This window comes from Brevibacillus sp. Leaf182 (genome assembly GCF_001423865.2).
GTDB classification, from domain to species: domain Bacteria; phylum Bacillota; class Bacilli; order Brevibacillales; family Brevibacillaceae; genus Brevibacillus; species Brevibacillus brevis_C.
Map to the genome: position 1 here is coordinate 19,258 of NZ_LMPN02000025.1, position 16,446 is coordinate 35,703.

Consider the following 16,446-nt stretch of genomic DNA (forward strand, 5'->3'; position numbering starts at 1 on the left):
CACCATCCTCTCGTTAATCAACAATAACCCGCTGACGCCCGCCTGTTTTCCACTCCGTTTTTGAGGACTTTCCGCCACTCTTGGCGTCATCCAATATGCGTGCGAGGTATTTGAGAATCTGCAGGTTCGTGTACTCGCGGTAACCAGTCCCCAGTCTGTTGCCTATATAATGAAGAATAAGCCCCCGCTCTACTCTGTCTGCATTCAAGCACTGCATGGCAAAGGCGAGATCATACGGGTGATTGGTCACAGTTTTCAGCATTTCATTCGCAAAATACCGCAGGATGTAGGGAGCAAGGGTTGGCTCGTTTCTCCCAGCATGTTCGACATGCACGATATTCCATGTATTGAATTCAGTCGCCATATCGGCTAAGTCTTGATAATCGCCGCGTAGCCTTGCCCCTTGCTTGAGCTTGAAGCGACCCAACTCCCTTTCATCCTGTCGTGACTCTATGTCCTGATCGAGAACATATGACGTCTCGTAAACGTAATAGTCGGTCAGCGAAGTCTCCTCTTGAAAGCGAATCTTGAGTACCGTCTCCATACCTGTGGCCTCATAAGGAACACGCTCTTCCCGTTCGAACAAGTAAATCCGCCCTTGATGCTTGACGATCCCTCTGCCGACAGTGAGGTGCCCTTCGCCGATCGTTACATCCACCCCGGAAACAATGCCGTCTGTATAATCCTGAAAGTATAAATCTACAAAATGTCGCGGGTAATCACGCAGATTTTCAAGCATCTCTCGCTTGAGAATTCGCCCTTTATGAAAATTGGGATAGAGATGGGAAAACACCGCTGTTCCCCCTTCCTGTTCATTTAAGCTGCCTGGTTATTTGCTCATTTCATCCCGTCAAAGAAATCCAGCTCGGACAAGTCACTCTCAAAAGCAAAGAAAACCTTTTTCCCCAAAGCAAGCTGTTCATTCAGACGAGCTACTGGCACGACATGGAATCCCCACTCGCTGCCACTCGCAAAAACGAAGTATTTCGACTCGCCATTTTGAATGGAGTCAGTCTCATCCTGCGGGATATGTGTACCGTACTTGCCCGCAATGTCCTCATACAGCACCGTCTTGTATTGAGCAGGATCATCCATGTACAAGTACCGCTGGCGCAGTTGGCCATCATTTTCCTTGAGATAAAATTCAACCTCACTCACGCCGTAGGGACGCGAGATAGAGCCATGCACGAGACTCAGCTTTTCCTGACTATGAATGAGTACCCTCTCTTGCTTGTTATGAGTGAAGGCAGTCACGGAATACGGGACGATCGGTGCATGATTCGTGATCTGCGCTTCGATGAAGCCTGCCTTTTTGGCACTTTGATAGCGCAGTGCTCCACGCAAGCAAGACAGCTTCAGGTCTGGAACCTTGCCCGCATCCTCCGACTTTTGCCGGAACTCGATACTGCGTCCAGGGACGAACTCTTTGAGTGCTTCACGGAAAACATCAATCCGGCACGACTGCCCAGTCAGCTTGATGATCGAGAAGTCAGCCAGCCTTCCCTGTTGGTAAAAATCGTCCAAGAAGTCTCGCAAAATCTCGTAAATATCCGCCTTGATCAGGTGATTGATCTCTTTGGCGTTGAAGACGACATCAGGAAAATCAAACACATCCCGGAAGCGACCATCTTCCCGTATCGACAACACCCATCGCTCGACTGCCGTCAGCTTTAGATCAGGCTCTTGACGATTTTCCGTATCGGATGTGAAGCGATTGCGCAGAATGCCGGTCTGGCGGAAAAATTCTTTTTTCATATGGTCAGCGAGGTCCCATAAAAAGTGAAAATTGTTGCGGACACGCTGATACTCGTCCCGGCTCTTGTTCTCGTATTCCTTGTAGCGAGTCGGCAAAATCGCCTCAGCTTCCCGATATCTCGCCTCGAAGCGTTCATAGATGGAGTCGACGCCGTATTCATCCACGTACCGGAAAATTTCCGATCCAGGGATGTCGATGATCTGGTCGATGTCGGTCACTTGCCGCCCTTTTCCGTAATAGTCCGCGAAGACGATTTTCATAAATTGCATGATGCGATACGTAATGTTATTGCCGCCAAAATTGGTGTCGCCGTTTTCATAGGTCGTATTGATATCGATACGGTAGGAGATATGTCCGTCCTCTATCCGGAAATGGCACGATGACAGATCCGTCGTTCCTCCGCCGCAATCGATGACGAGCGCTTGATACGTCTCCCCGTCCAGAAAGCTGTTTTTGTCAATTTGATCCGCAATCGTATTAAACAGGACGGCCATCCCTTCATCGAGGGCGTGCTCTGATTCGATGCGATACTCAGGCAAAATCTCGGTGAACATCTCAAGAAACTGCGTTTTCAGCTTGACTGGACTTGTGATATGCAGATGACGAAAGCGGCATTTGAACTGATGCTCGGCCATTTGAATAACGTGAAGAAGGTACTGACGCAGGATGTCGCTTCGTTTCACAGTCGCAGTATTTCCTTGACTGTCCATGACCTCTTCAATCTTTTGATAGCTGTTCACCCAGCGTTTGATGCCTTGAAACACCGTCGCGTTCGTGCTGTATCCGTTCTTTTTCATGTGCCGCAGTGCTTCATAACCGATGTGAAAGCGAACGTCATGCGGGGAGGAGCAATCCGCCACGCTGACAGCCGTCGGCAGCACCTCGATCCATTCCTCGTTTTTTTGCGTCGTATCGGGGAAAGAGACGTAATTGATCGCATTCAAGCGTATACGTCCATTCAACAAGTCGTTGCTAGAAGGGGAGCTCACATACTGATGATCGAGAAAAGCACCCGCTGTCGTCGAGGAGGTACCAAAATCAATCGCGAGAACGGCATCTGTTTCTTCCAATTCCCTGATCTCGAGGTCAGTTACCGGTACTTTGTAGTAGTGGAGATTGACAGGCGGCAACGGATGGTCCTGGTGATACGCCTTGTACAGATACTCCGAATCCTGCTTGCGGAAAAAGAGCAGGCTGTAGTTTTGATTGACGGTTTTTCTCAATGGAGCATCTTGGTGAGCGTGCAGCGTAAAATGCCCCGCTCTCCTATCGTCTTTGTCCTTGCGCAGATGCAGAATGCCGCATAGCTCCATATGGTCATTCACCAAAAGCACATTGGATTCGGACAAGCCTTGCGAGGATTCGACGCGATAGTTGTCCAGCCTGTCAATGGCGAGACCCATGTACAAGCACATCTTCGCTGGAATTTTGATCGCATCTACACCTGGCATCGGTGTGTTTAAATATTTGTGGAGTACGGCTTCGAGTCGTTCAACACCACCTGGAACAACACGCTCAATCAGGAGGTTTTCTTCTGCGCCACGAAAACGCAGAATCGTGTGCAGCAGTCCTTCCCGATCGAGATTGTTCACGACAGAGCGAACCAGCTTTTCCTTGTAGCAAATATTGCGGAGCTGAAAGGTCGTCATCTCCATCAGCTCGTCCCGTGTGTAGGTCGCTTCGCCTGAATGATTGCGTTGATTTCCATCCCCGCTGCCTTTTTGGAGATGAAGCTTATATGAATAGGTAGACATCCCAACTCTCCTCTCTCCCGACCTTTGTTGGGGTCAATCGGTCAAACCTCTAGTACAGTGCGACACTGTCTATTTGCATCGTTTCCTCGACATCCAAGATGCCGAAATGATTTCGCCAATAAATCTCTGTATGAAACCGAACCGGTAGAAAAATATCCTTGATTAAAGCGAGCTTGGCATGTGCAGTTTCACTCTCCGACTGCCCGACGTAAATCAGTAGCTCATCTTTTTCTTCGCAATTGGCGTAAATGGTAGAGTGAGAGAAAATTTTGCGCATCGTATCCTTGAGCAGGTACACCGCTTCTCCGGTCTCATACAAGCGCAAAATATTGCCTGCGATAATCTCTCGCTCCTCTTTGGTAAAAAGGCGGATATTTTCCTGTACCCGACTGCCGAACAGCCCCGCTTCCAAGTCGCGCAACACAAAGCGGATGTGGTATTCACGCTTGTTCATCCCTTGCGACAGATCAATCTCCGCCAGCAAATGGATGATGATATCAAACAAGGCATGCCGAAGCTCTGCATCATCCGAGTAATTGGCGTCAAAAAGGTCACGGAAAATATCGTCGAAGCGGTAGTACGGATTCACTTCTACTGTCTTGTCCACCGTTTTGGCGTTAATGGCCTCATGACTCAGCTCCATGTAGGGCGAATACACTTTGGCCGCTTTGAACTGGATGTCTTTTTTGGCGATCCCGGCGCGTTTTGCACGAATAACCAAATCCCAGATGTAATTCAAGCCCATTCTCCTTCACACTTGTATTCCGGAAAATACATCTGAACCTCGGACACGAGGAAGCTCATCATGTCTTGAAGAAGAAAGCTGTTCGCCCCACGTCTCCGAAAGCCGAGAGCCATGATCTTCTTATCGTTTTCTACCCGGACGTTATCGCTAATGAACGGATTCAAGCCGTACGTAGCAGGAGGCTGATTGTTTCTGTCCCGGATTTCTACATTCACGAGCTCCAACTGCTCAGCGGCCTCAAAGGAATGGACGATTCGGATAATCTCCCCTTTGGCTCGTACGGTCATTGCCTGCTTCCGGGCATAGCTCCCGATGAAGCTGTTTTTGCGTCGATTGGACACTAATTCGTAGTCGAGTCTTCCGATTCGGGTCGTGACAGGCTGCGTGATTTTGCATACGTTCCAAACTCCCGATTTCTCCTGAGGAGAGACAATCGTCAGCTCTTCCGGTGATCGCTTGATGTAGCGAATCAGCTCCTCATCTCCATCCACCAAATATCCGTGCTCACTGCCCGTCTTGCGTAACGACAGGACATGCTCGAAGTTCACCCGGTCAATGGCAGGTACGGGAAAGCCGACGTTTTTTAAAGCCAAACGCTCGATGTTCCACAACGGGATAACATCCAGCTTTTTGTAAGGCTCCCACTCATCGAGAGTAATCGACATTTCCAGTATCTCTTCGTCTTCTGTAAACGTGCCCTCACAGGCAACCAGTATGACATCGAAAAACTTGCTGGCGTAAGGGTGATTCACCGTTTTCCACGGCATTCCGTTCTTTTGAAACATGTTGTACAGCTTTTCCAGCTCATCCATATAGACACGACTTTGTTGAAGGCGCACTTCGATTGGATAGTGGTTGCCTGCCGTGTTCAGACGTCCCTTGAAGGTTCGCTTACTCATCATCAGCGCCTGAATCTTGTCGTACTCACACTCTAAAAAAATCGTCATCATGACCGCTTCTTCCTGGTTGCTGAGCTTGACCGCCAACTCTTTGCGATCACATATCTTCTTTTCCTCATCGCCAGGGATCATCGGGTACAAATACTCGTGGATCGGATCAAAGTCATCGCGATGACAGAGGGTCACGTAGATGTCATGCTTATCTTCCTTGTCCTCGATCTCGGTAAAAACACGCTCCTCCAGCTTTTTCTGCATCTCCTCCTGATACTCGACCAGGTTGAGGAAGACACCGTTCATGATCTGCTTGAGCAACCTGCGCTGCTCCAGCTCCTCCATTTTGTTCAAACGATCCAGTACGATCTCTTTCATGGCGTTTTCGCTGCCTCCTCCTGTGTCGGATTGGCTGTAGCTGGTGGATTAGCTTGTGGTGGCTGAACTGGCTGAGTCGCCGGAGCTGTCGTGGCTGGCGGAACTGCTTGATTGGTCGGCACTACTTGAGGCGCCGGAACTGGCTGATACGTTGGAGCCACCGGATTGACTGGGACTGACTGGTTAACCGGGGCCGCTTGGTTCACCGGTGCCGTCTGATTTACAGGAGCCGTCTGGTTACCTGGTGCGGTTTGATTAACCGGGGCCGTTTGATTCACCTGAGCTGCCGGTGGTTGACTCGCAGCACCCGTCCCTTGCACAGGCGGCTGACCTGCTGGCGCACCTGCCGAAGGCGGAGCAGCAGGAGGGTTCAGCTTCTCCTCTGCCTTTGTCACCTTGCGCTCCATCGCCAAAACTTTTTCCAGCACACCAATCTCCTGATAAATTTCCTGCGCCATCGTATACGATTGGATCGCTCCCTCGAAGTCTTGCGCCGCATAGCTCTCGTCGCCTTGCTTCTCCAGCTTGTCGCCGTCGAGCGTCTTCTTTTCCTTATCGATGCCGGTCTTTTTGGAAGCTACCTCGTCCAGCTTGGTGCGAAGCTCCTTTTCTCCTGTTACAAAAGACGTTTCCAATGCCAGCTTGCGAGCCTTTTGGTAATAGGCCTCCGCACCAGCGTAATCCTGCGCCTCAAACAAGAGATCGCCTTCCTTTTTCCACTGCATGACGAGCACATACGATTGCGTCTTTTCTTTTTTCTCCAAAATCTCCGGTTCGTTAAAATCATCGCGCCCTTTCATTTCTTTGAGCGCCTTGTCGTACTTATCCAATGCTTTGGCGTACTGCTCATCTTTTACAGCCGTATCCCCATCTACGATCAACTGAGTAATGCGAATTTTTTTCGCCAAGAGAGCGGCCTGAACTTTGTTTTTGACGATATTTGCAGCATTTCGGGCATCGCTGTACGCTTTGAGTGCCTTCGGATAATCGCCCTCCGCAATGAAAGCGTCTCCGGCTGTTTCATGCTCGAACATCCCTGTCGCAGCATCCGCGATGCGCTCTGCTTCCTTCATCTTGTACAGCAGAGCTCCGCCTCCAGCCAAGGCAAGCACGAGAAGGATGAGTGCCACCCGTTTGATAATCCGCCATTTTTTTTGCGGGTCTGTCTTGAAAATTTTGTTCGCAAAAATAGCGGCTGCCGTGTAGTTTTGAACGACATGCTCTTGCTTGCTCAAAAGCACGTCCTCCAGCGTATCGATCCATGCTTCAGGATCTGTCGCCTCTTGAAGCCCGTCCTGCATTTCGGCCGGATTTACCCTCTCCCACAGACCTGGTGTGGCAAGCAGAAAAACATCACCGTCATAGAGCGGGAGCTTCTTGGAGACAAACGGACGAAATTCATTGGGTGTCCCCAAATAGCTCAAGAGATTATGTCGCTCCTCGTGCTGATCAAGCGTGTCCTCTGCGATTTCCTCCCCATCTACCATTTGTTGGGCGAGACTCTGATCCTTGCTCTGCCATTGCAATCGGCCATTGCGAAACTGATACAGCCGGGTGTTACCAGCGACCCCGTACCTCACTCTGGCATAGTCCGTTACGATTACGGTCAAGCTCGCTTTTAGTCTGACGCGATGGCTCTCCGCTTGCAGGACACGATGGGCCTCCTGCAAATAGCGGCGAATGCGATAACGTGAAATGGACGGCTTCTGCAAAAAGTAGCCCAGAACGCTTTTCGCCGCCAACTCCGCGCTTTCTACTTCCTGATCATTGTCCAATCCGCGGGCGATTACCCAGCACGCGATATCATCCAGCTCGGCGTAGGCAAAGTAATCCTTGTTGCGAACGAAGCTGCCTGATTCGGATAGAAACCCGGTAATGAATTCACTGTTGTCCTTTCTCATTCGTACTACCCGCTCCCCCGTTACCAGCCTTTTTCCAGGATGAGAATGGTTGCGTTGTCCTGATTGGCTTTTTGCTTGCTTTCCACCGCTTCAATGATTTGGTCAGCCGCGTCATGGGCAGCGATATTTTGAAACAAAATCTGCTCCAGCTCCATCTCGGTTAACGTATCGTAGACACCGTCACTACACAGAATGACCTTGTCTCCCTTCTCAAGAGGAAACGGCTCACGGCCAATTTCGATATTTTGAAAACTCTCGTAGCCCAAGTAGTTGATCAGCTGTTTTTTCTGTGGATGCTCCAACGCCTCGTCCTTCGTAATCTCGCCGGACAGAAAACGCGCCTCCAGCACCGACTCATAAATGTCTTTTTGATTGATCGGGATGAATTCTCCATTCCGGAAAACGGTAATGATACTGTCTCCAACCGCTCCCCAATACAGCTTGTCCTCTACGATTACGCCAGCCACCAGTGTTGTCCCACCCCGACTTCCTCTCAGTGCCTGCAAAATCTCTGAATTGGCAAGAGAAGCAGCCCGTGAAAAGAAGAGGGATGTATGCTTCGGGTTGTCCAGCTTTGTAAACTCGCGGATAAATGTAGTCACGGCAAGCGTTGAAGCAAGTCTGCCGTTAGCCAGTCCACTGATTCCATCAGCCAAGACCGCAATCGTCCCATGAGATGATGTTGCTGTCGAAAAGTAATCATCCTGTTCTTCTCGTCTGCCGATCGTCTGGCCATTTCCGATCTGTATGACGGGATTCTTTTCTTGCCGGATCAAAGCTGCACGCAGACGAAACAAAAGAGTAATGGCAATGATCACGCCAAGGACGACCAGATACGGGATTGCGCCCTGTTGAAACATGCTCATCATTCCTTGCCTTTGTTGGAGTTGTCCCACTCGAAGTGAACACCGCACAGCGGGATGAAAATAAAGGTACTCTTTCCGAGCTGGAGTACATCGTACGCGGTTAGCTCGACTGGTGTATACACTGCTTCATTGTTATGATAGGCAAGCCCCGACGCATCGCCCGGGAGCAAGTAAAAGTTGCGTTTTTTCGGATCGTAGACAATCACCGCATGATTGCGACGAGAAATCGTGTTGTCTCCGACGATTCGGATATGCATATCTTCTGCACGACCAATGAAGTTTTTCTCCGCCATAATGCGGTAATCTTGACCTTGTTGCGGCCCCTCAATGCATACCAGCCATCCGGTAACAGGTTCGATCCCTTCCGTTTCCCCCAGGTACGGCATCGTCTTATCGTCGTCTGCCACTCTTGCTGGTGCTTTGTTGTCCGGCTTTGCCCCAGGCTCGACGACCATACTGCAATAAGGGCAGGTGCTTCCGTGTTTTCTGGTGCTAAACATGTGACCATTCGCGCATCTTGTCAAACTCATTCTTCTGCTCCCCCGTTTCGTTCCGTGCAAGGACGATATGTATGTGTGTAAAAGTGATGTTTACCCCGTTGTTATTTCAACAACAAGCGGGTATTGGCTATGTAAATGATGTCGCCAGCCTTCACTTTATGCGGCTGTTCAATCTCCAGCTTGCTCTTGTCACGTTTGTTCGGCTGCTTGATACCTGTGCCGTTTTTGGAATGAATATCCTCGATGAACCAGTCCCCAGACGCTTGATTCAGAACCGCATGCTGCTTGCTGATCAAGGCAGCATATTCCGCGTCGGCCAAGTCGATGTCGACCTCGTTTTGCGCGGAGCTTTTCCCGATCAAAAGGGATGTCTCCCCTTGGATGAACCACTCCTTCACGCTCTCTCCCTCTTCATCTAACAGAACCAGTTTGGTGACGCCATCCTCTTTCTTTGGCTCCGGTTCGTCGGGGCTTCCGAATCTGACGATAATGACCCCGAACAAAAAGAGTCCGAAGGCAATTCCCGTAATAATTTTCAGAGTGTTGCTGTCCGTATAACCAAAGACATAAATGAGTGCACTAATCACAAGAATGGAAATCAGCAGCTCTATGAGCTTCACTCTGATGGACTTTTGGTACCCTTTTTTCTTCGCCACGTCTTAACCCCCAATCAACTACCTATGTATGCTCGTGATCAAAAGATGAATTTTTAAACTCCTTTTTAAGAAAAATGCTCCGAGCTTTGGGCGAATGGTGTATGTATAGACATCCATCCAAAGACAGGAGCAGGTTGCAACTACCTCTATGTCATGAAAGAGCTGTCATCCAAGCCCGATTTTTCCCTCTTATTTTTTCTTCATGCGGAAAAACTGTTCAAACATATCCGTCGTATCCAGTGGATTTTTCTTGTCGGATTTCATGGTGTTTGGATTAATCTCGCCTGTCTTCGGATGAAAACCAAAAAATCGTTCAAAGGTGCTCCCCAAATCTTCGAAGTTCACACCCGTTGCAGTCTGTGCTTGCTGTTTGCTTTGCCCTTGTTTTGTGCTGCCTGTATGACTAGTCTGTTGTTGCTTCTTCTGCTGAAAAGCTTCGTAACGCGCGTCGTACGCCTCGCGCAAGGCAGGGTCCTGCAATGTCTGATAGGCCTCGGTAATTTCTTTAAAGATTCGCTCTGACTCACTGCTCCCGGCATTGACATCCGGATGATGCTGCTTTGCCAGTTGACGGTATGCTTTTTTGATGTCATTCGTGGAAGCTTGTTTGGTTAGCCCCAGAATCTCGTAATAATTTTTCATGCATGCACCCTCTGTCTGGCAATGATTTTGGTTATTTTGTAGAGCCGTACCTCGAACACGGCTTTCGAGATACGGCTCTTCCTACCTTACTTCATGCAAAACCTAAACAGCGTAGCCGCCTTCGATTTTGGTGAGTTCGGTTTTGTCTTTCTTTTGCTTGATGAAGATGCTGAATGTTCCTACACCCTCGGTATCACCAAAGCTCTCGTTGTAATCCACTACGAATGCGTTCGGGAAGTAGATTTTGCGGATCACTTGATCAGCAGCGATTACTTCCAGTGTTACTTTTCGGTAGCAATCCGCTTTTTCTGCTGGTACCAAAGACCAGAGAGCCAGCTTCATGGTGTCATCCGCACTGTCACCATCTGTTGCAGTGATGATTTTGCCAGTCAGTTTCAGTGTTGCACCCACATCTGTGGAACGCGCGTTGGAATCGTCTGGCGTGTCAGTGTCGTACTTTACTGTCTGAATGTTGTCCATGCCCAGCTCAATTGTTTCAGAACCTTCTACTTTGAGTCGAAAACCCATGAATAAAACCTCCTTGGAATGAAATCTTGCTCTCGAATTACCTGATTGGCTTCGAGGCTTATGTGTAAGGGTGCGTTTTGGGAAACACACCTCTAACCACCTGCGTAATGTGTCAAAAAGTTTCATAAACAGCTCTCCAGGGGATCAATGCTATGCTTTGACCGGAGTCGTTCCTTTGGTGATGGTGACCTCCAGGTTTTTCACATTGCCGTTGAACACCAGATCGATATGGCACAGATTGCTCTTGTCATCGATGATGTAGCTCATGTCATCTCCATCGTGAATGATGGAGTTCACGAAGCCGCGTGTGCCCAGCCATTTGCTTTTTTGGCTGCTCGGATTGTTACTGAAGAACTTCACGATGTTGTCGTGTTTGAAATCACCCGTCTGGAAGCGGAGAATCCGCTCGATATAGGTGCTGACCAGTGTTTTGTAGATGGAATCAAAGCCGTCCTCTGCCATAGCGAGGCTGCGTGCCTTGTACACTGTAATGCGCTTGATATCTTTGCCTTGGATTTGTGCATTTTCCGAAGAGAAGACGAATCCAAAGTTTTTGCGGTTGATGGAGTCTTTGATGTTGTTGGTAAAGCCAGAGATTTCTTTGGCCATTGTGGTGACAGCGCGGAGTCCATTTTCACCTGCTTCGATGTCAAAGCGCACACCTGGATATTCGCGGCTAACCACTTTGAATGTCTCGCGCAAGTACTCTGGACACTGGTACGCTGCCACGATACCAGCAGCTACATAGCTGGCACCGACATAAACACCCTCGATCCACAGCTTCAGGATGTCTTCTTTTTCCTGGGACAGCTTCACGCCGTCTTCGGTTTGCAGCATTCTGCTATCGATGACAACTCCTGATTTATCTTTCGGAATAATCGTGAAGTTCGGAATGCACGGGATAGCGAATTCACTGAATTCTTTGCGCACCAGGATTCCGCACTTGTCGATGTATTTATCAATGCCCGCTGTCGCCATGCTGTTGAAGGTCGTTTCTTCACCTGTACTGAAGCTGAAGAACACTTGTACCTTGAAGTCCTTGACGACTTGGAGCAGCATGGTGAGCGATTCCATCGTATTGCCGTCCTGCTTGACGACTTTTTCGTTCCCACGGAAACGCTCGCGAGTCACTTGTGCTTTTCCGGCGGAATCCATATCAACCGATGGAACGATTCCGAACCAGATTGTATCCGTGAAATCGTTTTTCGCGTTAACCGTGTTCAGGTAAGTCTCCAGACGTGGAATGTTGCTGGACTTCACGAGCATGTCGAGCTTCGTATTCGTGATCAGCATCGCTGGCTGCATGCCTTTGTTCTTGGTCACGTACTGATCGAAGAACATCTTCACGCCCAAAATCTTCTCAACCAAAGGCTTCACTGTTTTTACGAAGTCGTCCTTGGCGTTTTTGTAAAACTCCAGATACGTATTGTAGTTCTGTACTTCTGTCTCAATGTTGACTTCGGTATGTACCGTCGGCAGCGGGCAGAAGGTGCGCACCACGAGATCTTTTACATAGGAGGATGGCGTCTCTGTAATCGACTCGTAATCCTCTTCGAAAACGTTCATAAGTCCGTTTCCGCTGTTTTCATCGAGAACCATCAGCTCGCGGCTGTCACTCTTCGGTGCCTCGATGATCTTCAGTTCTCCGTCTTCCCCAATCGTCAGCATCCCGATCTGAATCGCTTCTGATTGGTTCTCTTCTTGTGCGCCGCCCAAGAGCAGGCGTGTTTTGATATCTTCAATCGCCAGCGGCAGCATTGCCATGACGTTGTTGTAGTTTTTGCTGGCATCCTCGAACATCGTGTTCAGCTTGTCACCGAGATCGAGCTTCTTCGGATCGCCATCATCGAGTTTTTCGTAATGGCCGTACAAGTAGTGAATCTCTTTGCGCACCTGACGGATGTCATCCATCACTTTTTTCGGGGAAATCATATCGAGCAAATTCTCGAATTTGAAATCCACATTGGTGATTCCTTGGCTGCGCTTCGTATCAATCAGGGTAAAGAGCATTTTCAAGAAGTCGTTGCTCTGATCGATCTTGATCTCGGAAATCGCATCCTCTGCAATTCCATCAGGCTTTTTCAAGGTGTACATCACTTTTTGGTTTGCTGCATTGTAGAACGAATACACACTCGGGGAGAACTTGTCCAAAAACTCATCGAAGCTGCGCACGAGGAGATGCTCGTTGATCTCCTTGATTTTGTCATCGCTGAGACTGTCGATGCCTTTTACATCTCCAACAATGGTGATGAGGTCCAATTTTTCCGGGTTGATCTCTTCGAACAGCATGGTTCGGTTGGTCTGGTTAATAATGTCCATAAATGGCCCCTTTCTGTTGTCTGCATAACCACTTAGTCCTACTTGATAAATGATGAGTCCTACTGCACGAATAAAGATACAAATCGTGACATTTATACCAAAAACAAACAAAAAATCTTGCCTCTAAATTAAACTTTGCCCGCATTATTTGTCAACATTCCGCCGATTGTGACAAATTTCCTATACCTCTGCGACCATTCTCAGTATTTAGACCCATTTTATTCCACAAATCTTCCTTTTCTTGGATTCCCGTTTTATGCTGAAGACACCGAGTCTCCTTTCCTAGGTCTTCGGAAAAGTAGGGGTAAGCCTCGCCTTGTCCCCTCTCTTGCTAGGAAAGAAGCACAAGGACTGATAGATAATTCTCCCTAGTTGCCGCTGGGGAGAATTATGCATTCACCTCATATTTACAAAAATGGGTGTTATTAACTTTTATATACATCGGCAATAGGAAACCGATCTTTTATACGAACAAACATTTATAGGTAAATCGTCCCATTTTAGTAAGTCATGAACTTTTTAAAATTTTTTTCAGAAAAAAGGTGAATGTATGTACAAAAATCGTCAGTCAACCCTCTCTCTGCCGCCACTTTTTCGAATGGTGGTCATCGGACTGCTTCTCCCCATGCTCTTCTTGTCCGCCCCTCTTACTGCGGGGGCAAATGGAACAGTAGATGCAGGAGTAGACGCGGTCTTTGTCGTTGATACGAGTAATTCCATGAACAAAACGGACCCCGGCAAAACAGCCGCAGAGGTCATGAGTATGTTCATTGATATGAGCGAGGCCACGCGTACCCGCATTGGCTTTGTCGCCTATAATGATCGGATTGTACAAGCTCAGTCTCCTGCGAGCATGGCCGAAGCAAGAAATCGGGAACAGCTCAAGCGAACCATTCAAGGGTTGCGTTACTCCGGGTATTCGGATTTGGGGCTCGGTTTGCGCAGAGGGGCAGAGATGATAGAAAAAGCAAAGGACCCGGCTCGCAAGCCATTTTTGATCCTTCTCTCAGACGGGGGAACAGATTTGCGACAAAATGCGGGTGGCAGGAGTGTGGCAGCATCCAACAAGGATGCGGAAACAGCTATCTCGAAAGCAAAAGCGCAAGGCTATCCGATCTATACGATTGGCCTCAATAGCGATGGCTCCGTCCAAAAGGATCAATTGAAAAAAATCGCAGAGGCAACAGGCGGAACTTCCTTTGTCACACAGAGTACGGATGACCTGCCCGAAATCTTCAATCAGATTTTTGCCAAGCATATTCAATCGCAGCTCGTGTCGGTGGCAGCCATGACAGCTACCGGGGGGTTGCAGGAAGTGACCGTGACCATTCCTAACTCCAGCATGCAGGAAGCGAACATCATCCTGTTGTCCAACAATCCGCTGCTGGAATCGCAAGTGTACTATCAATCGCAAAATGTTCATTTTATGAAATCGAAAAAATACTCGCTGATGAAAATCGAAAAGCCGAAGAAGGGCAACTATCTCGTTAAATTTAGGGGCAAACCCGGGGATTTGGTGAAAATCAATTTACTGGGGAATTACAGCTTGATGGCGGGTGTAGAGGTCAAGCCTGAACCTGTTATCAAGGGGAATCCTGCTACGTTTACTACCTATCTCCACCATCTGGAGGGGGGCAAACGACTGGATGACAAGGATGTGTACGCATCCATGCAAGCAGAACTGATCGTAAACGATCTCGCGGGGAAAAAAGAAGAAAAGGTCCCGATGAAGAATCTTGGTGATAGCTTTACGGTCGACTACGTCTTCCCTCACACAGGCAAGTACGAGTGGAAAATCTTTATGAGCGGCCCGGACTTTTATCGGGAGACGGCTTCGAGCGTTTTTGATATGACGAATATCGCGCCAGTTGCTGCCTCGGTCAATACCTTGACAATCGAGAAGGAAAACGGCGAGCAGGCTATCGATTTGAGTTCGTTCTTCACAGATGCCAATAACGACAAGCTGACCTATACCATAGTCACCGCTGATCCAGACGAACGATTTGTTGCTACGATCCAAGACGCGGCTCTGAAGCTGTCACCAGAGAAAAGTGGCACATCAGAAATCACCATTACCGCCACGGATGCGGAAGGAGCAAGCGTCACAGGCCCGCTCGTCATTACCGTGCATTCGGTATGGGATCGCTACATCACCATCAGCATAATTGTGTTACTCGTAGCAGCGATCGGCTACGGTGTTTACCTGCTTACACGTCCCAAACCAGCCTTTGTAGGTCGTCTGGAGGGGTATTTCCTGCACACGGCAAGCGGTCACGACATACCAGTCAAGTTTTGGCCTCTCGCCTCCTTTGGCAAGAAACAGCGAATCACGTTGCAGGAGCTGTTTACCAGCTTGGATGTGAATGAGCATTTGCCCGAAGCGCAGAAGATTTACTTCCAGCCTGGAAAAAATCAGACGCTACTCTTGGTCAACCATAGTCACTGCACAGTTGAGCGGGGCAAGGAAACCATGCCCCGACATAAAAAGCTCGTCCTCCAATACAACGACAAGGTGTATGTGACCTTCGAGGATCGGATGACGGAGATCGAAATTCGCTTTAAGAAATCGTCTAATGAGGAAGCTTCCTAAGAGAGAAGCGCGTCTTTCCCTTCCAAATCAGATGCTCTGCACGAATTGCTGTCGCAAACAGCTTGAGTGTGGGGCATCTTTTTTTCGAGTCGACAGCCAATCCCCACATGATGACATTCGCCAGCAGCAGCGGAACCTCAGGGTTGATCGTTCGAAGTGATGGCAAGCGATCCTCAATGACTCTTGCCGCCACATCAACGGGACGCTCTTTCGTCAAACAGTAATACAGCGTGGCAGCCAGGCTGTAAATATCCGAGATGACTCCTTGCTTGGATTGACCCGAGTAAAACTCAAGCGGTGAATACCCTTCTGTCGTCACAATCGGCTTGGGTTCATCACTCACAAAATAAATCGCCGAGCCAAAATCAATCAGCACAGGCTGGCCAGCTTCGGTAACCAGGATGTTTTGGGGCTTGATATCGCGATGAATGATGCCTTTTTTGTGCAAATAGTCTAATCCGTCAAATATCGGAAGTACCGTCTCATGCAAAAATGCTCCCAGATCAAGCTCTGCTTGTGCTAATACATACGCATCCAGCGTCTTCCCTTTGCAATAGTCCACGACGAGATAACCTGTGCCATTTTCGGCAAAATGATCGATGTATCCGATGATATTTTCATGATTCAGTTCTTTGTGTAGGGACGCCTCTTGCCAAAAGCCGTCTAGCAGCATGTCGAATTTGGTTTTTAACGATGGTCTGCGACAAATGACCTTCACGTGATCCAAATCTCGCATCGCCAATGCTTGAGGGAAAAACTCTTTGAGAATGAGTGTCCGCTTGCTTTTCATATGGTAGACCACATACACATTCGACAGCTCACTTGTGGAAATGATCTTTTTGATCCGATAAGCTTTTTGCAGGATCGTGCCTTTTTTCAGACCTCTTTCCCGTTCTACCTGTCCCATGTCATGGCCTCCCC

At 48.7% G+C, this 16,446-nt stretch carries 13 protein-coding genes; 1 reads left to right on the plus strand and 12 read right to left on the minus strand.

All coding sequences use genetic code 11. From position 1 onward, the window contains the following. Positions 1-13: 13 nt before the first annotated feature. From ASG16_RS18105 to ASG16_RS18155, 11 genes are all read right to left on the minus strand, one after another. Positions 14-793, minus strand: coding sequence for a hypothetical protein (locus ASG16_RS18105; RefSeq protein WP_056493604.1), 780 nt, complete (start codon positions 791-793; stop codon positions 14-16). A 44-nt stretch (positions 794-837) separates the two neighbouring features. After that, the gene (locus ASG16_RS18110) at positions 838-3,510 is read right to left on the minus strand and encodes an acetate and sugar kinases/Hsc70/actin family protein (protein ID WP_056493607.1); all 2,673 of its coding nucleotides are present in this window, start codon (positions 3,508-3,510) and stop codon (positions 838-840) included. A gap of 49 nt (positions 3,511-3,559) precedes the next feature. After that, positions 3,560-4,255 (minus strand): hypothetical protein, encoded by a 696-nt coding sequence (locus tag ASG16_RS18115; protein ID WP_056493616.1) that lies wholly within the window; start codon positions 4,253-4,255, stop codon positions 3,560-3,562. Further along, the gene (locus tag ASG16_RS18120; protein WP_056493618.1) at positions 4,246-5,523 is read right to left on the minus strand and encodes a hypothetical protein; all 1,278 of its coding nucleotides are present in this window, start codon (positions 5,521-5,523) and stop codon (positions 4,246-4,248) included. The genes ASG16_RS18115 and ASG16_RS18120 overlap by 10 nt, the downstream gene beginning before the upstream one ends. Beyond that, on the minus strand, positions 5,520-7,424 hold the full coding sequence (locus ASG16_RS18125) for a PP2C family protein-serine/threonine phosphatase (RefSeq protein WP_056493622.1): 1,905 nt from the start codon (positions 7,422-7,424) through the stop codon (positions 5,520-5,522). The genes ASG16_RS18120 and ASG16_RS18125 overlap by 4 nt, the downstream gene beginning before the upstream one ends. 20 nt (positions 7,425-7,444) lie before the next feature. Beyond that, the gene (locus ASG16_RS18130; protein ID WP_048034253.1) at positions 7,445-8,284 is read right to left on the minus strand and encodes a PP2C family protein-serine/threonine phosphatase; all 840 of its coding nucleotides are present in this window, start codon (positions 8,282-8,284) and stop codon (positions 7,445-7,447) included. A 5-nt stretch (positions 8,285-8,289) separates the two neighbouring features. Next, positions 8,290-8,820, minus strand: a complete 531-nt coding sequence (locus ASG16_RS18135; protein WP_017252081.1) for an FHA domain-containing protein — start codon at positions 8,818-8,820, stop codon at positions 8,290-8,292. Positions 8,821-8,891: 71 nt separating this feature from the next. After that, complete coding sequence (locus ASG16_RS18140) at positions 8,892-9,446, minus strand: FHA domain-containing protein (protein ID WP_056493623.1); 555 nt, start codon at positions 9,444-9,446, stop codon at positions 8,892-8,894. A gap of 189 nt (positions 9,447-9,635) precedes the next feature. Next, positions 9,636-10,088: a J domain-containing protein gene (locus tag ASG16_RS18145; protein ID WP_056493627.1), complete on the minus strand. Its 453-nt coding sequence runs from the start codon at positions 10,086-10,088 to the stop codon at positions 9,636-9,638. Positions 10,089-10,190: 102 nt separating this feature from the next. Next, positions 10,191-10,616, minus strand: a complete 426-nt coding sequence (locus ASG16_RS18150) for a hypothetical protein (protein WP_007728098.1) — start codon at positions 10,614-10,616, stop codon at positions 10,191-10,193. Positions 10,617-10,766: 150 nt separating this feature from the next. Next, positions 10,767-12,935, minus strand: a complete 2,169-nt coding sequence (locus ASG16_RS18155; protein WP_056493719.1) for a hypothetical protein — start codon at positions 12,933-12,935, stop codon at positions 10,767-10,769. A gap of 550 nt (positions 12,936-13,485) precedes the next feature. Here ASG16_RS18155 and ASG16_RS18160 point away from each other — a divergent pair. Further along, complete coding sequence (locus ASG16_RS18160; RefSeq protein WP_056493630.1) at positions 13,486-15,525, plus strand: VWA domain-containing protein; 2,040 nt, start codon at positions 13,486-13,488, stop codon at positions 15,523-15,525. Here ASG16_RS18160 and ASG16_RS18165 read toward each other — a convergent pair. After that, entirely contained in the window at positions 15,506-16,432 is a 927-nt protein-coding gene (locus tag ASG16_RS18165) for a serine/threonine protein kinase (protein ID WP_056493632.1), read from the minus strand. The genes ASG16_RS18160 and ASG16_RS18165 overlap by 20 nt on opposite strands. Between the last annotated feature and the right edge of the window lie 14 nt (positions 16,433-16,446).